The following is a 22,045-nucleotide window of genomic DNA, read 5'->3' as shown; positions in this document are numbered from 1 at the left end:
TGCCGGCGAAATCGCCTTCGACCACCAGCGTGTCACCGGTACCGCCCTCCATGTCGACATCGAGGCCGGAGATCAGGCCGCCACTGCTGGACGTCGCTGTGCTCCAGTTTTTCACCGTCGAGCGGCTGTTATAGGTGAAGGCGGTAAAGGCTGCCTCAAGGCCGAGCGTCTCTGCATCATAGGTGCTGCCGTAATCGGATGAGCCGATCCCGACGAGATCACCGGAGAACACCGTCTGGATCACATTGCCTTCACCGCCGAGATTGATGATGCCGGAATTCAGTACCGTATCGAGGCCGACGATGGAGCCGGTGATCAGCGTCGCCACGCCGCGGTTGATCAGCAGCGAACTGCCCGAGGCGGCTGTTGTTGAAAGCGAGACAACGCCGTCGGCTACGGTGGTCGCATCATAATTGTCGGCGCTTGTCACGGTTCCGGCGACATTGGTGACGATATTGCCTGAAATCGTTCCGCTATTGTCGAGCGTGAGTGTGCCGCCTGTGTCATGGGCCGCGTAGATGGCGCCACCGGTTTCTGACGATGTGGTGCTGCCGCTGATCACACCGGTGGATCCGATCGTCACGGAAATGGCGCCATCCTGGGTCTGTGCCCAGACGGCCCATGAATTGTCCGACTTTACCTTGACGGTTCCATCGATGGTTATGGCAATGCTGGCGTCGGCATTCGAACTGCTGTTGCGGTGAAGCGAACCGGCATAGGTCTTGCCGTTCTTCTGGAAAATACCGCCCGAACCGGCGATCGACTGGGCGATAATGCCGTCGGCATAGTCGCCGGTCGTCGAGATCGATGCGCCATCATCAACCGACACGGTGACGGTTCCGGACGTGCCATTGGTATCGCCACCGGCATAGCTGTAGCTGCTGTCGGAATTGCTGACATAATAGGCATAGAGCCTGCCGGACGAAAGATCGGCAGCAAAGCCACCGCCGCCTGCGACCGACTGGGCAATGATGCCGGCAGCGCCATCGCCGCTGGTGGAGATGCTTCCCCCATCCTTGAGCGTGACGGTCACATCATCGCTGGAAGCGCGATGCTGTGACGTTTCAAAGCTGACGGAGGCGATACTGGTGCTCGAGGCCGAAAGCATGCCGCCGCCGCCGCCGATCGACTGGGCGACAATGCCGAAGGCGCGTGTGCCATAGGTGGTGATTGCGCCATAGCTGGTGACGTCGACGGTCGCGCCGTTCAGCGTATCGGAATTCGACTGATGCGAACTGGATCCAAGTGTCACCGAAATCACATCAGCGATCGTGTCGTCATTTTCCGTCGCCGATGTGCCAAGCGCGGATATAGCGAGGCCGCCGCCAGCGCCGATGGACTGGCCGATAACGCCGCTTGAATTGTCGCCCTTGGTGGTGATGGTTTCGCTCTTGAGAAGCGTGACGTGGACACTGCCGCCATAGCTTTCATCCGCTTCAGATTCGGTTGAGCCCAGTGTCACGGCAAGTGACGTCGGCGCATAGCCGCTCATCACGCCAACACCGCCGCCGCCGCCGATCGACTGGGCGATCACGCCAATCGACGAGAAGCCCGAGGTGTAGATGTTCGAGACATAGGCATAGACGTCGCCGCCCGTTCCTCCGGTCTTTGAACTTGACGAGCCAAGTGTGATAGAGGCATCGACCGTTATGCTGTTGACGAGAACATTCTCGGTGGTGGTCTGGTTCGAACTGAGCGATACGGTGCCGCCGCCCGCGCCAATCGACTGGGCAACGACGCCGTGGGAAAGGGCGCCGGATGTCGTGATGCTGCCGTAGGAATAATCGGAGGTGCCCTTGACCCTGGTGCCGAAGACCACCAGGCCGCCATTGCCGCCGTCGCCACCGGATGCGGCCGCTGTGCCCGACAGCTTGGTTTCCACCGTCCCGGCATAGACGAGGGCGATGTGGTAGTTCTCGAATTTCTTGAGTTCGGCGTCGATCGAGTTCGAATGGGAAACGGAACTGGTGCCGGAGCCGCCAATACCGCCACCGCCGCCGAGGGATTGGACAACGACACCGCTGGAGGCATCGCCCGAGGTGACAATCTTGCCATTGTTCCAGGCATAGGCCTTGCCGCCGTAGCCGCCGTCGCCACCGGTCGCACCGGCACTGATCGTGACGGTTGTATCGGCCTCGATATCGCCGCCGCCGGCACCGCCAACACCGCCGCCGCCGCCGATCGACTGAACGACGAGGGCATTGGAGTTGTTGCCTTTGGTAACAAGGATGCCTGAATCGGCAACCCCTGCCTTGGCCGTTCCGCCATCGCCGCCAGACCCGGCACCGCCGCCAAGATTGACGGAGATTGCAACGGACGAATCCTCGAAGAAGCCGATCGTGTCGCTCTCGCCACTGCCGCCGGTTCCGCCGCCGCCGCCAATCGATTGCACAAGCATGCCGGTGGCGAAATTTCCGCCGGTATAGATGTAACCCTTATTATGGGCGTAGGCGTAGCCGCCGGTTCCGCCATCGCCCCCTGTTCCACCAACCGTGCTGTCAACCTTCAGCGTGAAGGTCTTGTCGGCGGTTGCCTCCTTGATCTCGGCCCAGTCGCCTGAAAGTTTGGCCATGATGCTGGCGATTGTCGCTGTCGCAGACGATGCCGTGGCATCGCCGCCATTGCCGCCCCCGCCGCCGATGGATTGAACCACCAGGCCGTTCGAACCATCGCCCGTTGTCACGATCGAGCCGCTTTTTTCCACCCAGGCCTTGGCGTCACCGCCATCACCGCCTTCGCCGGCATAACCACCGATGGAATTCGTGATCGACAGCGAAAAGGCGTGGCCGCTGCTGTCCAGTGGTACGCCGAGCGCGAGCGCGCTTGCGGTTGACGTTCCGCCATCGCCGCCGCCACCGCCGATCGACTGCACCAGCAGGCCGGTGGAGTCCGTCCCGGAGGTCTTGATGGTTCCCGCAGCATAGGCCGTCGCGGTTCCGCCATCACCGCCTTTGCCACCCTGTCCGCCGATTGAAACGGCCATGGTAAAGGCAAGGGCGGAGGTTTCTGATTTTGCTGCACCGCCCGTGCCGCCGCCGCCGCCGATTGACTGCACGATGACAGCCGTCGCGCCATCACCCGATGTCGTGACCGTTCCGCTGCTGCTTTTCTCGTAGATCGCGTCGCCGCCATCGCCGCCGGATCCACCGCTTCCGCCGATGGCCAAAGAGCCACCGAAAACAGACCATGCCGTGGCAGAGCCGCCCGTGCCGCCGCCGCCGCCGATCGACTGGATGATGATGCCGGACGCATAGTCGCCATAGGTGACGATATCAGACTCATTGTAGACTTTTGCCGTGCCGCCATCGCCGCCGGAACCGCCCGTACCGCCAACGGCATAGACGAAACCCACGTTGTTGCGGCCGGTACCGCCACCGCCGCCAATCGATTGTGCCACGATGCCGTGGGCTTCCGAACCATAGGTCGTCAGCGTGGCATAGTTCTTCACCGTGACGGTTGAACCATCCGAGCCGTCGCCCCCGCCGTCGGCATCGCCCTTGCCGCCGACATTGCCTGAGGCACCCTTGCCGACATTGTTGCCGCCGCCGCCGCCGATTGACTGGGCCAGGATCGCAATGCCGCCACCGATATCGGTGCTGGAATCGGTATCCGTATCCGTGGAGGAATAGCCGCCATAGGTGGTGATCGATCCCTTGTTGATGACAAGGACGGATGCGGCATCTGCGGATTGCGCCGATCCGCCAAGCGTCTGGGCGCTTGTACTGGAGGTCAGGACGCCATAGCTGTCTGTGGAAAGCGTCGAGGTTGAGGTCAGCATACCGCCGCCGCCGCCGATCGACATGGCGACAATGCCATGGGAATCGACGCCGTAGGTTACGATCGAGGCATAGTTATAGACGCTGACATTGCCGCTGGTATTGGAGCCGAGGCTGACATCGCCCCAGGTGAATTCATCATCGCCGCTCCATTGATAAAGGCCACCGCCCGATCCGGCGGAGATTGCCACGATCCCGTTTGAATAACTGCCCTTCGTCGTAATGGCGAAATCATTCTTGACGGTGACATCGCCCGCCACACCGCCACTGGATGAGGTGCTTTGGGCCTTGGTCGTTTCCTGTCCGGCGCCGCCCAGCGACATGGCAACGATTCCGCTCGAATGCTCGCCCGCCGTGTAGATCGTCCCGCCGCCGGTCAGCGACACGGCCACATTGCCGGCTGTTCCGCCCGCCTTGCCTTTTCCATAGCCATAAACGCTGGCACCGCCATAGCTCGCCGCGAAAATGCCGTCGGAATGGTCGCCGGACGTCTTGAGTGTGGTGGTGGAGGCGCCGTAGACCGTTACATAGACATCGCCACCGTCTCCTCCGTCAAAGGCAGTGCCAGAGGCCTGGATCATGTTGCCCCAGCCGCCATAGCTGATTGCGGAAATCGCCGCGCCGCTGACACGCCCGGTCTGGGTCCATATACTGGCAATCGAGGTCGATGCTGTTGTGATGATCGAGCCGCTGAACACGTTGGTACTGGAACCGAGCGTGACGGAAACGTCGCCAGCATTCCCGCCTGTACCACCCTGATCATAGTTCTGGTACAACTCGCCCTCATATCCATAGACACGCTTTTCGCTCAGGTAGATGTTGTTGCCACCATATGAGGCTGCAAAAATCCCACCACCTGCAGATGTCGAGGTGATCGTGTCGACGTCGCTGGAGATTGTGATGGTGACTGCGCCACCACTGCCACCGGTTCCACCGCCGGCCGAAGCGCCGCCGCGGCTGATTGCCAGGATTGCCGTTCCGGCAGCCGTGACCGATCCGCTGTCTGTAATCGTGATGGCGCCGGCAGAGCCGCCATCGGCATTGTTATAGGGGTAACCACCGGAACTGACGGCATAGATGCCATTGCCGACCGTGCTGACAATGCTGCCGGAATTTACGATCGTGATTGTGCCTCCGTCACCGCCCGAGTGGCCCTTATCGAGACCGACATTGCTGCCGAAAGAAATAACCCTCAGCGCATCTGACTGCTTCTGCGAATAGTAATTCGTACCATCGGAAGCCGAGAAGGAAATAAGGGCAGAAACTGTCTGCTCTTCGCTGACGTCGATCGCTGCCGTGTTGGTGATGGATATGTTGAGGCCAGGCTGTCCGCTCGTCGGTGGATCGAAATAAGGATAATAGCCGACATCACTGCTATCGCTCTGGTACCATGTCATTGCCCCGCCATAGGCGTATTGGGGGGATGTGATGGTCGAACTGGACGAAATCGTGCAGGTAAATGTCGTGGATTTGATCGCGCTTGAATCGTTGATGTAATTCGACGTCGATGATGGCGTGCAGGTCGCAGCCGCATAGGCCCTTGAATAGAAACCGCGATTGTAAAAGGGCAGAGGAACACCTGCCAGCGTGCCTGCCAAGGCCGTCGTCTGAAACAGCACCGACGATGCGATCCATTTGGCTCTCACTGTTAAACCTTTGTTTTTACAGCGGCGTTTCTGGTTTTTCCGGGACACGCCTTGCGATTGCAAAACGGAATCGTCATGGGGCAGGCTCATAAGAAGTCTCAAAGTTATGCGGTTCGAAATTTGATTTTAAATGAAAGATCTACGCCTCCAACTTTATGTATAATGCAGTTATCTATCTAGGTCTTTTTCTCTAATTTAGTGGATTGGAGGGGGGCAAATGAGATTGGCCGGTCTCCGGCGCTTTCATAAAGGTAAATCACATGGCTTTCGTGGCGGGACGATCAGCCGTGATGTCATCAAGGCATTGTCCAGCGATCGAAATGGCGCGCATATGATGCGTCGCGCTTTGCGTCTTGCGGGATATCGCACCAACCTTGCTCAGGCCCTATTATCACGATCTGCCATCGACAATGACGTGGCTGAGATTGTGTGAACAGCGCTCGATACGCGCTTCGACCTTGTAGATCATGCGCAACATGTCTGCCGTGACGACGTCGCTTACGCGGCCGCAGGCATGCATCTTGCCCCCGGCAATAACCAGTGCCTTGTCGGCAAAATGCAACGCCTGATTGAGATCGTGAATGGCGATCATCACCAGCATGCCGCGGGCTTTCGCCTCCGTCCTCACCAGTTCCAGGACTTCGATCTGACGGTGAAGATCTAGCGCACTGGTCGGCTCATCCATCAGCAGGATATCGGGTTCGCGGGCCAGTGTCTGGGCAATGGAAACAAGCTGGCGCTGTCCGCCACTGAGTGCGGAAAGCTCGCGAAAGGCGAGATCGTCAATGCCGAGCGACGTCATGACCGCATCGATCATTGCAAGGTCTTCATCATGAACAGCCCATCCATGCCCCTGTTTGCGGGCAAGCAGAATGGATTCGTAGACGGTGAGGACGGCATTGGCGCTGATATCCTGCGGCATGTAGCCAATGGTGCGCTTTCCCTTGCCAGAGCCGTGAAGATGGACGACGCCCGGCCCGTGAAGAAGGCCGGCTATCCGGCGAAACAGGGTCGATTTCCCTGCTGCATTGGGGCCGATAACGGCGACGACTTCGCCGCCATTCAGGCGTGGCGTCGTGATGCCGGAAACCGCTAGTCGATGGCCGTAACGCGCACCAATATTCTCGAGTCTGAGCTCTACCATGCGCGCCTCAGATTGGTCAGGATGAGGGAGAAGAAGAACGGTACGCCGACCAGTGCGGTGATGATGCCAATGGGGATGACCACGCCTGGCACGATCATCTTCGCGACGATCGAGGTCACCGAGAGCAGCAGGGCGCCTGTCAGGATGGAGCCCGGCAGGAAGAAGCGTTGGTCTTCGCCAAGGATCATGCGGGCAATATGTGGTCCGACCAGACCGATGAAGCCGATCGTGCCGACGAAACTGACCGGAACGGCCGCCAGAATGGCGATGACAAGCATGCTTTCAAGTCGGATCCGGCGCACATTGACGCCAAAGCTTGCTGCCTTGTCCTCGCCGAGGCGAATGGCCGTCAGGGCCCAGGCATTGCGGGCGAAAAGCGGTACGGCGATGACGAGCACGGCCAGCGTGATCCAGATTTTCGGCCAGGTCGCCTTGGTCAGGCTGCCCATGGTCCAGAATACCACGGAGGACAGCGCCTGTTCGGAGGCCAGATACTGCACGAAGGCAAGCAATGCGTTGAAAGTGAAAACCAGCGCGATGCCAAGCAGCACGATGGTCTGCACGGTGACACCGCGCATCTGCGAAATGAAGTGAATGAACAGCGTTGCCAGAAGCGCCATCAGGAAGGCGTTGACCGGAACCATGAAGGCCTCAGGCACCGGAAGCAGCGGAATGGCAATGACGATGGCCAGAGCGGCGCCGAAGCTGGCGGCGGCCGAAATGCCGAGCGTGAAGGGGCTCGCCAGCGGGTTGGCGAGAATGGTCTGCATCTGTGCGCCTGCCGCCGATAAAGCGGCGCCGACAACGATGGCCATAAGCGCCACCGGCATGCGGATTTCCCAGACGACGACCCGGACCTGATCCGAGACGGATGATGGCTCAAAAAGCGCACGTACCACCTGGTCGAGACTATAGGATGCCGGCCCCAATGCGAGGTCGACAGCAAAGGACAGGCAGAGCGCAGAGAAAAGCGCCAGAAGGATCAGCATCTTGCGGCGCGCGAGAGCGCGATATTGATCGCGCCCCCGTTCACCGGCGTCTGCGATAGCCTCAGCAGCAGACATGATCAATCCTTGCCGTCGAGCGACACCCAGTAGCCCGGTGCGTAAGGGATGGGCAGGAATGTTTCACTGAATTCGCGGAATGTCGCATCCGGATCGAGATCGGCAAAGAGATCGGGGTGGAACCACTTGGCCAGCCGCTGCACGGCGACGAACTGATAGGGGCTGGTATAGAACTGATGCCAGATGGCGTGGACATTGTTGTCTGCCACAGCAGTTGTTCCGGTAAAGGCCGGGGCCAGCATCAGCTTGGCCAAGGCTGCGCGGCTGTCATCGGCAACGGCTGCGGCGCCGGGACCGACATTCACAAACCCTGAGATCCCTTCATTGTGGCCCCAGTTCGCACCGGTCGCGACGACAATATCGGGATCGGAGGCAATCACCTGTTCGGGGTTGATCGTACCGGTATAGCCCGGCAGGAAGTCGGAGCCGATATTGTGACCGCCGGCAAGCTTGACCATCAGCCCGAAATTATCCGGCCCGAACGTGCCGCAGCAATCGGAATAGCCAGCGGCCCGGTACATGAAGACCTTGGGCTCTTCAGGTTGCGCCGTCGCAAGCACATCGCTAACCCGCGCCATTTGCTGATCCCAGTAGGCCGCGACCTGGTCAGCACGTTCAACATCGCCGAACATCTGCCCCAGAATATGCAGGCTCGGTTCGGTATTTTCGAGAATATGCTCCCTGAAGTCGATATAGACGAGCTTTACCCCCACAGCGTTGAGCATGTCTTCAAGCCCGACTTCATCGGCGGCCTTCCTGTCTCCGATCGGCAGAAGCACGGCGTCGGGCTTCAGATCAACCAGGGTTTCGGTCTGAAGCGTGCCGTCGGTCAGGCGGCCCAGCATCGGCAGGTCCTTGACCTCGGGAAAACGCGCTGCGTAGGCATCATAGGCATCAGCGTCGTTCTTCCACAGGTCGTTGCGCCAGGCCACGACTTTGGCGAAGGGATCGTCCGTTTCGATGGCAGCCAGGGCGTAGATCATCCGCCCTTCACCGAGAATGACATGCTCAACCGGCTTGTCGAAGGTGATCGTGCGACCAGCCACATCCGTCACGGTGAAGGGATCGGCCAGCACCGGGCCGCTCATGGTGGCAAGCAGCAATGCCGAGGCTGCAAAAAGCGTGTGAATTTTCATTGGCGTCCTGCTCCAGATTTGATACAGAGGCGCTCTTATAAAACATGAGTAAATGAATCAACTTAAATCTTTTAGAGTGATTCCAAACGGTTAACAGTGAACAGGGACAGACACGTGGACACGGCGAAGCCAAACTATTCCATTCGTGATGAAATTCGCGACTTCTGGTCAAATCGTGCCGCAACCTTTGATGACAGTGTCGGGCATGAAATTTTTTCTGATGCGGAGCGCAAGGGCTGGCACCGGTTGATCGCGAAACATCTCGGCGATGGCAATGGCCGGCAGGCGCTGGATCTGGCCTGCGGGACTGCCGTCATTTCGCATCTTCTTCACGATCTTGATTTTGCCGTCACCGGTGCCGACTGGTCCGAGGCGATGCTGGAGCGGGCCCGCAGCAAGGCAAAAATACGGGGGAGCGATATTCGCTTCATCATGCGCGATGCGGAAAACACCATGGAGCCGCGCGAAAGCTATGACGTCATCACCAATCGTCATCTGGTGTGGACGCTGGTTGACCCGAAAGCCTGTTTCGCCGAATGGTTTGCGCTGCTGAAGCCCGGCGGCAGGCTGCTCATCGTTGACGGCAATATGGGGCACAAAAGTTGGGCAGGTCACCTTCATCAGTTCTGTGATCGTCTTCTTGGGCGGCAGGGCGACAATCGCGGCGCACATCTGTCTCCGGATATGGCCGAGCGCCACAAACGCATCCGGGAGAATGTCTATTTCAGCGACGCCATGCCCGCTGAAGCCGTGGTTGGCCTGCTTGTCGAAGCTGGCTTTACCGATCCGGTCATTGACCGGTCCTTGGGGCGCATTCACTTCGCGCAGGCCCGCAAAATGCCGTTCTGGAAAGCGCTTGAGCGGATGACGCAGGAGCGCTTTGCGATCTGTGTCACCAAGCCGGACCAGCCGCCGTCAGCGCCAAATTGAGGGCGGCGGCTGAAGGGCCGGCTACACCCGGTTTCGCAGCGCCGCCGGAGAGGTCTGTCGGCCACTGTTGATCAGCGCGCGCGTGTAATCGTGGCTCGGATCAAGAAACAGCTGCTCGGTGGGCCCCTGTTCAACGATTTTGCCGCGCTTCATCACCAGCGCCCTGTTGCAAACCTGGCGGATGACAGCAAGGTCGTGGGAGATGAAGACATAGGTCAGGTCGAGCTCCTCGCGCAATGTTCGGAGAAAATCGAGGACCTGTGCCTGAACCGAAACATCAAGCGCCGATGTCGGCTCGTCCAGCACGAGAAGCTTCGGGTTGAGAGCGACAGCGCGGGCAATGCAGACGCGTTGCTTCTGGCCGCCGGACAGTTCGTGCGGATAGCGATATTTGAACAGTTTCGGCAATTGCACAATGTCGAGAAGCTCTTCGACCCGACGGTCGATCTCGCCTCGGCCCATACGTGTCTGCAGACGCATCGGCTCAGCGATTGCATCGCCGATCGTGTGCCGTCCGTCGAGTGCGGAATGTGGGTTCTGGAACACCAGCTGCATGTCCTGCCGCTTTTTTCGCAGAGCGCCTGCGGTCAGGCCCGCAAGGTTGATGCCGTCAAAAATGACGTCACCCGACGTTGGCTCGATCAGCCGCAGGATCATCCGCGCAACGGTCGACTTGCCGGAACCGCTTTCACCGACAATGCCGAGAATATCGCCTTTGTGAATCTTGAAACTGACATCGTCGACGGCTTTCGTGACGGTCTTGCTGCCGGTGCCGTAGGTCTTGCTCAGGTTGGCCACTTCGACCAGAACGGGCTGGTTTTGCCGTTGGCCGGTATCTGCGGCTGGCGCCTCATCAATATCGGGCACGGCGGCGAGAAGGCGGCGTGTATAATCCTGTTGCGGATTGCGAAGGATATCTGCCGTCAGACCCTGTTCGACGATCTCGCCCTTGTACATGACGGCACAGCGTTCCGCCACCATGGCGATCGCACCGATATCGTGGCTGATCATGATGACCGTCAGGTTGAGCTTTTGAACCAGTGATTTGATCAGTTCCAGAACCTGCGCCTGAACCGTCACGTCCAGTGCGGTCGTCGGCTCATCGGCAATCAGCAGGTCAGGCTTGCCAGCAAGCGCCATGGCAATGAGCACACGCTGGCGCATGCCGCCGGACAATTCATGCGGATATTGCCGGGCAACGCGGGCGGGATCGTGAATGCCAACCTGATCGAGCAGTTCGACGACGCGTTGCAGCCTCGCCTGGCGTGGGGGAACACCATCGCCCGCAGCCTTGTGATGGGCCGCGATCACATCACCGACCTGGGTGGCGATGGTGAAAAGCGGGTTCAGATAGGTCATCGGATCCTGAAAGATCATCGAGATGCGGATCCCGCGAATGCCCTTCCAGTCCTTGTCGGTAAGGCCGGTCAGCTCTGTGCCGTCAAAAGTGATCGTGCCGTTGACATGGCGCGATTGGCGTGGGCCGATCCCCATGATCGAACGGACCAGCACCGTCTTGCCGGAGCCGCTTTCGCCGACGATGCCGATTGTCTCACCGCGCTTGACGGAAAGGCCGATGTTTTTCAGGACATGGACGACGCCGTCGAATGTTTCGATATCGAGCGTGAAATCGCGGATGGAGAGCAGGTCGGTCATCGTTCACGGCTCCTGGGGTCGAGAATGTCGCGAAGGCCGTCTCCGAGCAGATTGAACCCTAGAACGGTGAGGAAAATCGCCATGCCCGGAAAGAAGGAATACCACCACCAGTCCGGCATATAGCTGCGGCCAATGGAGATCATCGCCCCCCATTCCGGTGCCGGTGGCGGTGCGCCAAGGCCGATGAAGCCGAGGGAGGCCGCAGCAAGAATGGCCATGCCCATATCCATGCTCATCTTGACGATGATTGGTGACAGGCAGTTGGGCAGAACATGATGCCAAAGCAGCCAGGGCGTTTTCGCGCCGATCGAACGGGCCGATTCAATGAACAGCTCTTCCTTGACGGCCAGCGTCTTTGATTCCACCAGCCGGACATAGCCGGGCCACCAGACCAGCGACAGGGCAATGACGCAGTTGGTGATGCCGGCGCCGAGCGATGCAACAATGGCAAGGGCGAGCGCAAGCCCCGGTACGGCCAGAAACAGTTCGGTGACACGCATGATTGCCGCACGGACAATCCCGCCGCGATAGCCGGCAATGATGCCGAGCGGCACGCCGATCAGCGCCGCGATGCCGGTGATGACAATGCCGATCCACAGCGAGGTGCGGGCACCGACGATCACCCGCGAGAAGATGTCGGCCCCCATTTCGTCCGTGCCAAACAGATGGGTGAGGGAGGGCGGCAACAGGCGCTGGCCCATATTGACCGCGCCAAGCGTATCTTCCGGATAGGGAACGATCCATGGTCCGATCGCTGCCAGCAGCAGAAACAGCACCACCAGGAACAGACCGAGCATGGAGGAGAAGCTGTTCTTGAACATGAACACATAGAGCCGCCACTGACGGATCGCGCTGGCATGGCGTTCACGGAAGGACAGAGCCTGCGGAAGATTCCCGTTGACGTCGCTCATCGATTTTTCCTCAGGCGCGGGTCGATCCAGACATAGGCGAGATCGACAAGCATGTTGGTGACGATGAAGAAGAAGCCGATCAGCAGCGTGACGCCAATCACGGGCTTGAAATCGGACGAAAGCGCCGAGGAGACAGCGTAAAGGCCAATGCCCGGCCAGTCGAAGACGGTTTCAACCAGCACGGTCGAACCCAGCATCCAGCCGAAACGCAGGCCGATGATGGCAAGGGTCGGCAGCAGGGCGTTTTTCAGCGCATAAACGGCGATCACCCGCGTTCTGGCGATGCCATGGGCGCGCGCGGCAACGATATAATCCGACTGCAGCACCTCGATCATTTCAGCGCGATTGACCCGGAGAATGGAGGCAAGGCAGGGAAAAGACAAAACCACGGCGGGCAGAATGATATGCGAGAAGGCCTTGCCGAAGGTCGACCATTGTCCCTGAAGCAAACTGTCGACGAGCAGCAGTCCCGTTACGGTATCGGGGGGGCGGGTGACAAGTGGAAGCCGGCCGGAGACCGGCAGCCAGGCAAGATCGACGGAGAAGAACAGCTGCAGCAGAATGCCGAACCAGAAGGCGGGCAGCGCCACGCCGGAAATCGAGAAGATCCGCACCGCATGGTCGAAGGGGCTATCCTTGTAGACCGCCGACAGCATGCCGAGCGGTACGCCGACGACAATACCAAGCGTCATCGAAACCAGAACCAGTTCAATGGTGGCCGGTGCATAGCGCAGCAATTCATCGAGCACCGGACGGGTGGACACGATCGATGTGCCAAGATCACCGGTGGCGAGATTGCGCATATAGATGACGAACTGCTCTGCCAACGGCTTGTCGAGCCCGTTTTCCACACGGATGGTTTCCACCATATCCGGCGTGGCATTGGGGCCGGCCACCAGGCGTGCCGGATCACCCGGCGCGATATTGGTGATCACGAAAGTCAGCATCGCGATGCCGATCATCGTGCCGACGAGTGCAGTGATTTTGCGGAGCAGAAAGGAGATCATGGTCGTCCGGGGCATGATGCTCCGGTCAGGCAGGGCCCGGCCGGAGCAGGTTGACGGTGAAGACTATTCGGTCTTGATCCACAGCGGATAAAGATCGACTTCGCCGGTAAAGCGGACCGGGCTGAAGGTAAAGCCCTGCAGATAGTCGCGTCGCGCCCAGCGACGGTTCTGCAGCATGCCGAAGACTTCCGGCTGATCGGCGACGATCTGCGTCTGGATCTTGGCATAAAGGGCGGCGCGCTTGTCCCAGTCGGTTTCTGCCCGGGCCTCGTCGATCATCGCCCAGACTTCCGGGTTCTCATAATGGGCAATGCCGTAATACTTGTCCCAGCTGTCCTTGTGGTACATGTAGGCGACGGAATCGGGATCGGTCGAGATCGGCGTTGCATAGATCGAGGTCATGTCGGGCGTGGTGTCGATCGAGGCACCGGCGGCGACCATGTTCGGCCACTGTTCCGGCTTGATGTTGACGTCGATATTGAGCGCCTTGAGATTGTCGAGCAGCACAAGGCCGATGCGGCGCGCTTCTTCGAGCCCGGCCACATGGACGTAATCAAGGGTGATGCCGCCATCGGGATAGGCCGATTTGGCCAGATATTCCTTGGCCTTGGCGAGATCCTGGCGCGGAATGCCGGGCACATCGATATGGCCCTTCATCGCACCGGGCAGCGGGCTCGTCTCAAGCGTTGCCGCGCCGTTATAGATCTGCACCAGCGCATCATAATCCAGGGCATAGGCGATCGCCTTGCGCAGGTTGATATCAGCGGTCGGACCCTTCTGGTTGTTGAACTTGATGCCGAAGGTGGTCATGCCCTTGTGGTCTTCGACGACAATGCCCTGGGCATTGGCGATCTGGACGTAATCGTCCGAGGTCAGGCCCTCGACAATATCGGCCTCGCCGCGCTGCAGTGCTGCCTTCTGGGCTGCGGGTTCGCGGATGATGCGGTAGATGACGCCGGCGGGGCGGTTTTCGCCCTGCGGCCAGCCCTTCCAGTAGTCTTCGACGGAATTGACCTCGTAGAGAACATTGGGTTCCCAGCGGCCAAGCGTGAAGGGGCCGGACCCGGCTTCGTTATCGGTCAGCCACTTCTGGCCATAATCGCCGTCAACCTCATGTTCTTTCACCTGGGCGGGATTGACGACATACCACCAGGGCAGGAAGGACAGGAAAGGCGAATAGGGCTTATCGAGATCGAAGGCGATCGTGTAGTCATCAACAACGCGGACGCCTTCCGGCTTCAGGAAGTCCTTGAGCATCCAGGCGACGCCCTTGTTGAGTTCCAGGCCGCGCACGAAGGAATATTGAACAGCTTCAGCCGTTACCGGGTCGCCATTGTGGAATTTGGCATCCTTGACCAGATGGAAGGTCCAGGTCTTGCCATCTTCGCTGACATCCCAGCTTTCCGCGAGCCAAGGCTTCACCTCGGCCGGATCGCCCTCATATTTGACCAGTGCGTCATAGACCGCCTGCTGGATCATGCGCGTCGACCAGTCATAACGGATATGCGGATCGAGAACCGGGATTGCCTGGCGGCCGCCGAAAACGATGACATTGCCAGCATCGGTGCGCTCAAACGCCTCGGCGGGGCTGATCAGGAAATCGCCGCCGGCAAGTGTGGCGGCAATCAGGCCAAGGGCCGTGCCCTTTAACAAACTGCGTCTTTTCATTTCATTCCCTCTTTGTTTTTGCCTTGTTGAATGGGGGCCGGTTTGCCGGCTTAAATCATTTGGCGAACGACGCCTGCAACAATCCGGCGTGACAGCAGCACGGATGTGGCTGTCGTTTCACGGACCTCTTTCAGCATGGCTGCGGAGTAGCCCATGCAATGCATGACGATCAGGTCGCAGCCTTCAAGCTTTGCCGCCTGCGCCGCCATGTCGCCTCCGGCATAGGGCGAGGCGGCCACAGCCTGTGCGTCGCGCGAGAAGACATGTCGTTCGGCAAAATCGGCAACCTGGCGTTCAAGCGGCAGAATGACGCCGAGATGGCGGGCCGACTGCGCGAGAGCCTCAACGGTCGCGTCGACGACCCGCTGAGCCTCGATAACGAGTGTGTGGGACAGTGGTTCGATCTTCGTGCCGGTGCAAAGCAGAACGATCAGGTCGAATTTCTGCGTATCGATTTCTTTGAGAAGCTGGTTCAGCCGTTCTTCCGTGCGGGCCTGTGACGTGACAATTTCGGTTCCGTCGCGCAGTCGCGTGGCGAAGGAATGTTCGCCGGGCATTGCGCGCATGGCGTCGAGGGCCGCGCCTTCCAGCCCGTCCAGTACGCCGAATTCGATGGCTTCAGGCGGGCAATCATCACGCCCGGCGGTGATCTCGGCCATCATCTCCGGAACGAGATCGCTGCGTGGCGTCTGGCCTATGGTGACGAATGCAAGGCGCGCTGTCTTCACTGTCGTTTCCCCGATCTTTTTCAAACGCGAACGGAGATCAGCCTAACGTCATGGCGGTGACGCCTTCTATCAGGGAAGTTCCCTAGTTTTACTGTTTTGCGTGAAAAAGACGGCGCCCAAGAATCGGGCTTTTTCGGGTTTTTCCGCCTGCATGTTGGGCAAACGGTTCGTTGAAGTCAGAAGTAGCCGGTCGATACCACAAGGCGGATCAGTGCGCCGATGGAAGGGGTTTCCATCTTGTTCATGACATTGGCGCGATGGATTTCCACCGTCTTCGGGCTGATGCCGAGCTGTCGGGCAACCGCCTTGTTTGACAGCCCCTCGACCACCAGTGACAGAACCTGTTTTTCCCGCGGGGTCAGGCGCATCAGCTTCTTGGAAAAATCCGGCGATGCGTCCGGTGGTGCCGGGGAGTGGGCACGACTGATAAGCAGTCGGATAGCGCCAGCCACAAGCCGGCGCGCCAGAATGACCGGCTTGCCGCTGACCTTCGCCACGGTCTGGCGGTCCTGTTCATCAAAACCCACTGAATTGAGGACGATAATGTCACATTCCGCAAGGTCGAGAAGCGCGCTTGCGAGCGAATTGCGGTCCCCCGTGCGGGCATAGCTGGCGGTGATCTGGAACAGGCCAAGCGCCGGAATGTCAAGTTCATCGACCTGGTCTTCAAGCGGCTGGATCAGGCCCAGCGCATCGCCCTGCGAGGCCAGTGAGATGACCGTTGATTCCATGGCGCGCTGGGTATTCACCGTCGGGCAGGTGCTCTGGAAATCGCGGAACAGGCCTGTCGTGAGAATGACGACAAGATCATATTCGCCCGGCCTGAAACCGGCGACAATCCGTGCCATCCGGTCGGCAATCCGCGGCTTCGACAGGACAATGCTGTCGCCGTTTCGCAGCGATGAGACGATGCGCGGTTCGCCTGCAAGCGGCCGAAAATCATCGATTTCCGTGTCGGTAAGGCCGTCCAGCGCACCGACTTCCAGCGCTTCGATTCTCATGCCGAGATCGCGAATGACGCTTTCGATCAGTTCTGTGCGGGGCGACTGTCCGACGCTGACGAACATGATGCGTTGCGTATCTTCTGTGGAATGACCGTCATGGTCTGAAGTGTCCGAAGTCTGCAAGAAAGAATCCCACCGTGAACGGTTTCGATTGACGCCTTTTAGCGTGCCTTAAAAATAGGCAGTGCCCGAATAGGTGCAATCCCTTATAGGCGTAAAACTACTCAGAAGTTAGGCTTCTGTCCAATCTTCGGAGGTAAGAATGATCCGTGAATTTGAACAGGGAGAGATTGATGCCCTGGCAACCGGCGCCTGGATTCTCGGCACGGGTGGTGGTGGCAGTCCCTATCTCGCCAAGCTTAATCTCAAGAAACTGTATGAGGATGGCAAGCGTTGCCAGCTTCTCGACCCGTTGGCGCTTGGCGACGACGATGCCGTTGCCGTGGTCTCGAAAATGGGGGCGCCGCTTGTGGGCCAGGAACGGCTGGTCGATCCGGCCCATCTCGCCCGGGCGGTTCAACTGATGGAAGCCTATATCGGCCGCAAGTTCCGTGCGGTGATGAGCGTCGAAATTGGCGGCGGCAACGCGCTGTCGCCGTTCCTCGCTGGTGCCATGCTCGATATTCCGGTTCTTGATGCCGATGCCATGGGTCGCGCCTATCCCGAAGCGCAGATGACCAGTTTTGCCATCGGCGATCTGACCATGTATCCGCTGACGCTGGTTGATTGCCGGGAGAACGAGGCGATCGTCGCCAAGGCCGCGTCCTGGAAATGGATGGAGCGGATTTCCCGCAAGATCTGCACTGAGGTCGGCTCTACGGCTGCAACCTGCAAAGCGCCACGCACCGGCAAGGAAGTCAAGGAATGGGGTGTTCTTCACACCGTGACCAAGGCCATCGCGCTGGGGCGGGCGGTTGAGGATGCGCGCCGGGCGCATGCGGATCCGGTCGCGGCCGTCATCGACCATGAAGGCGGCAAGGTGCTGTTCCGGGGCAAGGTCAGCGATATTGACCGCACCACCACCGGCGGCTTTTTGCGCGGTGTCGCGAAGATCGACGGCCTTGATGAAGATAGCGGTGCCAGCCTCGAACTCGCCTTCCAGAACGAGTGGGCGGTTGCTTTCCGTGATGGCACCCCCATCGCCATGACGCCTGATCTGATCTGCCTTCTCGACAGCGTTTCCGGCGAGGCGATCGGCACAGAAACCGTCCGCTACGGCCAGCGTGTTACCGCCATTGCACTGCCCGCGCCAGCCGTCCTCACCACAGAAAAGGGCATTGCCCATGTGGGGCCGCGGGCCTTTGGTTATGATATTGACTATAAATCGGTTTTTGCAGAATGAAACGCATAGGAATTGACGTTGGCGGCACCAATACGGATGCTGTCCTGATTGATGGCGATGCGGTTCTGGCCGCCGTCAAGTTTCCGACGACCGCCGATGTCATGAAAGGGGTCGTTGATGCCATCAGTGCGGTCATGGCCGGTGAAGCGGCCGGCGCTGCACCCGTGGATGCGGTGATGATCGGTACTACGCATTTCACCAATGCCGTGGTCGAACGGGCCCGGCTTGAGCGCGTTGGTGCGATCCGCATTGCACTGCCCGCCGGTGCATCGCTGCCGCCGATGATCGACTGGCCTGCCGATCTCAGGAACGAGGTCAACCCGCTGTCCTTCATGGTGGCGGGCGGTCATGAATATGACGGCTGCGAACTGGTGCCGTTTGATGGCGATGCCGTGCGTGACGCCGCGATGAAGATCCGCGATGCCGGTATCACCGCAATCGGTATTACCGCCTTGTTCTCGCCGTTGACCGACGAATGCGAGCGCCTTGCCGCCGAGATCGTCCGCAGTGTAATTCCAGACGCACGCATTACGCTTTCCAATACACTCGGTCGGATCGGCATGCTGGAGCGTGAGAATGTGACGCTGCTGAATGCCGCCCTTCAGGGGCTTGGTCAGAATACTGTCAGCGCTTTCGGCGTGGCGTTGAAGGAGGCTGGTATCGATGCGCCCTTCTACCTGACCCAGAATGACGGCACCGTTGTGCTGGCGGCGGTGGCGGCCGCCAACCCGGTCTATAGCTTTGCCTCCGGCCCGACCAATTCCATGCGCGGGGCGGCAAGCCTGACCGGGTTGAGTGAAGCCATGGTCGTCGATGTTGGCGGCACCACCAGCGATATCGGTTGCCTGGTTGGCGGTTTCCCGCGCGAGGCCAACAATGTTGTCGAGGTCGGCGGTGTGCGCACATTGTTCCGCATGCCTGATCTTCTTCCCATGGCACTCGGCGGCGGCACGATCATCGATCCGGAAAGCGGCACGATCGGCCCACGCTCGGTCGGCTATCGCATTACCGAAAAGGCGCTGGTCTTCGGTGGTGATACGTTGACGACAACCGATATCGCCGTTGCCGCCGGTCTTGTCGAAATCGGTGACCGCGATCGCGTGGGCCATCTCGACAAGCGTTTTGTCGCCGACACGCTGGCGCGGATCGGCCATATGGTCGAGGATGGCGTTGACCGGATGAAGACATCTTCGGATGGGGTGAAGCTCATTGCCGTAGGCGGCGGTGCCTTCCTGATCCCTGAAACGATCAGGGGCATCAGTGAGGTCGTCAAGGTGGAGCATGCCGGTGTCGCCAATGCGCTCGGCGCCGCCATGGCGCAGGTTTCCGGCGAGGTTGATCAGGTTTTCTCCGACATGAGCCGCGATGAAGCCCTTGATGAGGCCAGACGTCTGGCCTGCGAGCGTGCCGTAGCCTCCGGTGCGAAAGATGACACGATCAAGGTTCTGGATGCCGAGGATATTCCGATCGCCTATCTGCCGGGCGGCGCACGCCGTGTCCGCGTCCGTGTCGTTGGTGATATCGCCCGCGTCCAGCGCTGAAACGGGACGACAAAGGCTGGTTCAACCGAGCGGTCGAACCAGCCTTTGTTCATGGGGCTCACGGTGCGTACCGGTGCCGACATTTTGCGCCGCGCTGGCGTGATCAGCCCTTCGGCACGCCGCATCCTCACATATGCGAGGCCGGGCTGGTTTCATCGTGGGCCCGGATGAAGTCCATATTGAGCGTCAGGCCGAGCCCCGGAAGATCGGGGACATGCATGAAACCATCGATCGGCACGGGTGCATTGTCGAAGACATTGGCGGTCAGATCCTCAAACATAAGCAGGCGCTCGAGAAACAGCGTATTAGGAATTGCTGCGGCCAGCTGCAGATGGATGTTTTCCATCGCATGTGGTGCAAATCTCACATTCCAGGCCTGGGTGAGTGCCGCGCATTTGATCATCTCGGTGTAACCGCCGGCCCGCGTGCCATCGACCTGAATGATGTCCGCTGCTTGATGGAGGAGCAGGTCGCGAACGCCGAACTTCAGATATTCGTGCTCGCCTGTTGCCAGCGGGATATCCGTGCCGCGTTTGAACCTCTGAAGGCCGGGCATGTCATCAGCGAAGACGGGTTCTTCAAACAGCGTGATGTCATAGTCGCGGATGCGGTTGGCCAGTTGCACGGCCGTTGCCGCGTCAAAGGCATTGTTGGCATCGACCATCAATGCGATATCCGGGCCGACCGCCTCGCGGACCTTGCGCACGCGCTCGGCGTCGCGGCGCGGATTGGTGCCGCCGTCACTGCCGACCTTGAATTTCACGGCGCGAAATCCGCGCCCGACCATGCCGGTCACCTCTTCCAGCAATTCATCGTCGGAATAGGAGGTCCAGCCGCCGCTGGCATAGACGGGAACTTTTGTGCGACCGCCGCCGATAAGTCTGTAGATCGGCAGATCGACGATTTTGCCTTTCAGATCCCAGAGTGCGATATCGATGGCGCTGAGCGCGCAATAGGTCAGTCCCTTGCGGCCGACGCCGCGCAGATAATGGAAGAATTCACTCCAGATCACCTCCGTATCAAAGGGATCGCGGCCGATCAGCCGTGGCGCCATGCTGCGCCTTATCAGCTCGGCCGTTGCCTCGCCGCCGACCTCGTGATAGGTCACGCCAAGGCCTTCCAGCCCCTGATCAGTCGTCACCCGCACGATCAGGAAGCCGATCGTTTCGACTTTGCGCGTGGCATCGGAAAAGCCGCCGCGTATCGGCGTAGAAACAAGATGAACGTCCAGTTTTCTAATTTTGTGCTGCATCGGGGAGGCCTCGCAAATCCCGGGCGCGGCGGCGCGTCTCCACCTTTCTAGAGCAGCCTCTGCGGGCTGCCAAGGCAGGTCGGAGCCAGCTTAGGCGCCCCATGTCGCGCCGAGAACGCGAATCCAGTTCTCATGGGTAACCTTGGCGATCGCGGCATCATCATAGCCGCGGGCTTTCAGGGCTTTGACGATCAGACGCACGCCACGGCAATCCTTCAGCTCTGTGGCAATCGTGGTGCCGTCGAAATCCGAACCGAGGGCGATATGGTCAATGCCAATCCGGTTGGCGACATAATCGATATGGTCGATCAGCGGTTCAACGCCGATCGAGGGATCCTTGACACCATCCTTGTTGAGGAAGAGAACGCCGAAATTAATGCCGATCAGCCCGTTGGTTTCGCCGATCGCATCAAGCTGGCGGTCGGTGGCATTGCGCGAGTGCTGGCACAGCGCCTGAACATTGGAGTGGGACGCAACCAGCGGCGCGTCGGAAATTGCGGCGATATCCCAGAAGCCCTTCTCATTCATATGCGACAGGTCGACCATGATCTTCAGCGCGTTGCAGGCGCGGATCAGCGCCTTGCCGGTATCGGTGAGGCCCGGACCAATATCGGGGCTTGAGGGAAAGCGGAAGGGTACGCCGAAGGCGAAGATGTTGGGACGGCTCCAGACCGGGCCAAGCGTGCGCAGCCCCGCCTGATGCAGAACGTAGAGCGCATCGAGGTCCGCGCCGATCGCTTCGGCGCCTTCGATGTGGAAAACAGCAGCAAAGGAACCTTTGGCAATCGCATTGCGGATATCGGCTGCCGTGCGACAGACCGTCACATCACCTGCCGATCGCCGTTCGATCTCAAACAGTAGCCGCGCCATGGCCATGGTTTCGTTCAGCGCATCGGGTTGGGCGGGTGCCGGGACGTTGCCATTGGCATCCTTCTCATAGCTCGGGGACGGGATATAGAGCGCGCAAAGCCCGCCGGCAAAACCGCCCTCGCGGGCCCGCGGCAGGTCGATGTGGCCTTCATTTTCCCCATCCAGAAAGGCTTTCGCCGGATCCGGCTTGCCTGCGCGGCGCAAGCGCAGAAGGACGTCATTGTGGCCGTCGAAAACAGGCGTATCGGAGAAGGGAGGCATGGATATTGTCCTGAGAGTTTTGCCGGAAATGCCGGGAATGCGAAGTGCACGGAGGATGTTCCTTTATGGGCTCCGGCTTGGTGGAGAACAAATGCAAAGCCTGCATAGG

15 protein-coding genes are annotated in these 22,045 nt (G+C 59.7%); 3 read left to right on the top strand and 12 right to left on the bottom strand.

The genetic code is table 11. The annotated features are described in order from the left end of the window. From FJU08_RS19420 to FJU08_RS19405, 4 genes are all read right to left on the bottom strand, one after another. Window positions 1-5,422: beta strand repeat-containing protein (locus tag FJU08_RS19420; protein WP_141150706.1), on the bottom strand; the 5,422-nt coding region annotated here is incomplete at its 3' end. A 391-nt stretch (window positions 5,423-5,813) separates the two neighbouring features. Then, window positions 5,814-6,566, bottom strand: a complete 753-nt coding sequence (locus tag FJU08_RS19415; RefSeq protein ID WP_141150705.1) for an ABC transporter ATP-binding protein — start codon at window positions 6,564-6,566, stop codon at window positions 5,814-5,816. Next, on the bottom strand, window positions 6,560-7,630 hold the full coding sequence (locus FJU08_RS19410; RefSeq protein WP_141150704.1) for a FecCD family ABC transporter permease: 1,071 nt from the start codon (window positions 7,628-7,630) through the stop codon (window positions 6,560-6,562). The genes FJU08_RS19415 and FJU08_RS19410 overlap by 7 nt, the downstream gene beginning before the upstream one ends. Window positions 7,631-7,632: 2 nt before the next feature. Further along, on the bottom strand, window positions 7,633-8,766 hold the full coding sequence (locus FJU08_RS19405) for an ABC transporter substrate-binding protein (protein WP_141150703.1): 1,134 nt from the start codon (window positions 8,764-8,766) through the stop codon (window positions 7,633-7,635). Between the two features lie 114 nt (window positions 8,767-8,880). Between FJU08_RS19405 and FJU08_RS19400 the strand changes: the two genes are divergently transcribed. Further along, window positions 8,881-9,696: a class I SAM-dependent methyltransferase gene (locus FJU08_RS19400; RefSeq protein WP_141150702.1), complete on the top strand. Its 816-nt coding sequence runs from the start codon at window positions 8,881-8,883 to the stop codon at window positions 9,694-9,696. Between the two features lie 21 nt (window positions 9,697-9,717). Here FJU08_RS19400 and FJU08_RS19395 read toward each other — a convergent pair whose 3' ends face one another. The 6 genes from FJU08_RS19395 to FJU08_RS19370 form a co-directional block, all read right to left on the bottom strand. Beyond that, the gene (locus FJU08_RS19395) at window positions 9,718-11,352 is read right to left on the bottom strand and encodes an ABC transporter ATP-binding protein (RefSeq protein ID WP_141150701.1); all 1,635 of its coding nucleotides are present in this window, start codon (window positions 11,350-11,352) and stop codon (window positions 9,718-9,720) included. Next, on the bottom strand, window positions 11,349-12,263 hold the full coding sequence (locus FJU08_RS19390) for an ABC transporter permease (protein ID WP_141150700.1): 915 nt from the start codon (window positions 12,261-12,263) through the stop codon (window positions 11,349-11,351). Before FJU08_RS19390 ends, FJU08_RS19395 begins: the two co-directional genes overlap by 4 nt. Further along, window positions 12,260-13,285 (bottom strand): ABC transporter permease, encoded by a 1,026-nt coding sequence (locus tag FJU08_RS19385; RefSeq protein ID WP_235890838.1) that lies wholly within the window; start codon window positions 13,283-13,285, stop codon window positions 12,260-12,262. The genes FJU08_RS19390 and FJU08_RS19385 overlap by 4 nt, the downstream gene beginning before the upstream one ends. A gap of 48 nt (window positions 13,286-13,333) precedes the next feature. Continuing rightward, window positions 13,334-14,938, bottom strand: a complete 1,605-nt coding sequence (locus FJU08_RS19380; protein WP_141150699.1) for an ABC transporter substrate-binding protein — start codon at window positions 14,936-14,938, stop codon at window positions 13,334-13,336. 50 nt (window positions 14,939-14,988) lie between these two features. Then, on the bottom strand, window positions 14,989-15,666 hold the full coding sequence (locus FJU08_RS19375) for an AroM family protein (RefSeq protein ID WP_181409934.1): 678 nt from the start codon (window positions 15,664-15,666) through the stop codon (window positions 14,989-14,991). Between the two features lie 176 nt (window positions 15,667-15,842). Further along, window positions 15,843-16,793 (bottom strand): AroM family protein, encoded by a 951-nt coding sequence (locus FJU08_RS19370; RefSeq protein ID WP_141150697.1) that lies wholly within the window; start codon window positions 16,791-16,793, stop codon window positions 15,843-15,845. A gap of 139 nt (window positions 16,794-16,932) precedes the next feature. On the opposite strand from FJU08_RS19370, the gene FJU08_RS19365 reads away from it, so the two are divergent. Next, a complete protein-coding gene (locus tag FJU08_RS19365) occupies window positions 16,933-18,012 on the top strand; it encodes a DUF917 domain-containing protein (protein WP_141150696.1) in 1,080 nt (359 codons plus the stop codon). Continuing rightward, entirely contained in the window at window positions 18,009-19,553 is a 1,545-nt protein-coding gene (locus tag FJU08_RS19360) for a hydantoinase/oxoprolinase N-terminal domain-containing protein (protein ID WP_141150695.1), read from the top strand. The genes FJU08_RS19365 and FJU08_RS19360 overlap by 4 nt, the downstream gene beginning before the upstream one ends. A 127-nt stretch (window positions 19,554-19,680) precedes the next feature. Here the strand turns inward: FJU08_RS19360 and FJU08_RS19355 are convergent, their stop codons facing one another. Both FJU08_RS19355 and FJU08_RS19350 read right to left on the bottom strand, forming a co-directional pair. Then, complete coding sequence (locus tag FJU08_RS19355) at window positions 19,681-20,805, bottom strand: mandelate racemase/muconate lactonizing enzyme family protein (protein ID WP_141150694.1); 1,125 nt, start codon at window positions 20,803-20,805, stop codon at window positions 19,681-19,683. Window positions 20,806-20,895: 90 nt separating this feature from the next. After that, window positions 20,896-21,936, bottom strand: a complete 1,041-nt coding sequence (locus tag FJU08_RS19350; protein ID WP_141150693.1) for a dipeptidase — start codon at window positions 21,934-21,936, stop codon at window positions 20,896-20,898. Window positions 21,937-22,045 lie beyond the last annotated feature (109 nt).

Origin of the sequence: Martelella alba (genome assembly GCF_006516955.1) — a bacterium.
In the GTDB taxonomy this organism is placed as follows: domain Bacteria; phylum Pseudomonadota; class Alphaproteobacteria; order Rhizobiales; family Rhizobiaceae; genus Martelella; species Martelella alba.
This window is presented reverse-complemented; position numbering and strand designations above follow the sequence as displayed.

What these genes read in the sequence shown, in the direction of transcription:
- FJU08_RS19360 (WP_141150695.1), top strand. Translation starts at nt 18,009, where the DNA reads ATGAAACGCATAGGAATTGACGTTGGCGGCACCAATACGGATGCTGTC.
- FJU08_RS19355 (WP_141150694.1), bottom strand. Translation starts at nt 20,805, where the DNA reads ATGCAGCACAAAATTAGAAAACTGGACGTTCATCTTGTTTCTACGCCG.
- FJU08_RS19415 (WP_141150705.1), bottom strand. Translation starts at nt 6,566, where the DNA reads ATGGTAGAGCTCAGACTCGAGAATATTGGTGCGCGTTACGGCCATCGA.
- FJU08_RS19350 (WP_141150693.1), bottom strand. Translation starts at nt 21,936, where the DNA reads ATGCCTCCCTTCTCCGATACGCCTGTTTTCGACGGCCACAATGACGTC.
- FJU08_RS19380 (WP_141150699.1), bottom strand. Translation starts at nt 14,938, where the DNA reads ATGAAAAGACGCAGTTTGTTAAAGGGCACGGCCCTTGGCCTGATTGCC.
- FJU08_RS19390 (WP_141150700.1), bottom strand. Translation starts at nt 12,263, where the DNA reads ATGAGCGACGTCAACGGGAATCTTCCGCAGGCTCTGTCCTTCCGTGAA.
- FJU08_RS19410 (WP_141150704.1), bottom strand. Translation starts at nt 7,630, where the DNA reads ATGTCTGCTGCTGAGGCTATCGCAGACGCCGGTGAACGGGGGCGCGAT.
- FJU08_RS19395 (WP_141150701.1), bottom strand. Translation starts at nt 11,352, where the DNA reads ATGACCGACCTGCTCTCCATCCGCGATTTCACGCTCGATATCGAAACA.
- FJU08_RS19365 (WP_141150696.1), top strand. Translation starts at nt 16,933, where the DNA reads ATGATCCGTGAATTTGAACAGGGAGAGATTGATGCCCTGGCAACCGGC.
- FJU08_RS19385 (WP_235890838.1), bottom strand. Translation starts at nt 13,285, where the DNA reads ATGCCCCGGACGACCATGATCTCCTTTCTGCTCCGCAAAATCACTGCA.
- FJU08_RS19405 (WP_141150703.1), bottom strand. Translation starts at nt 8,766, where the DNA reads ATGAAAATTCACACGCTTTTTGCAGCCTCGGCATTGCTGCTTGCCACC.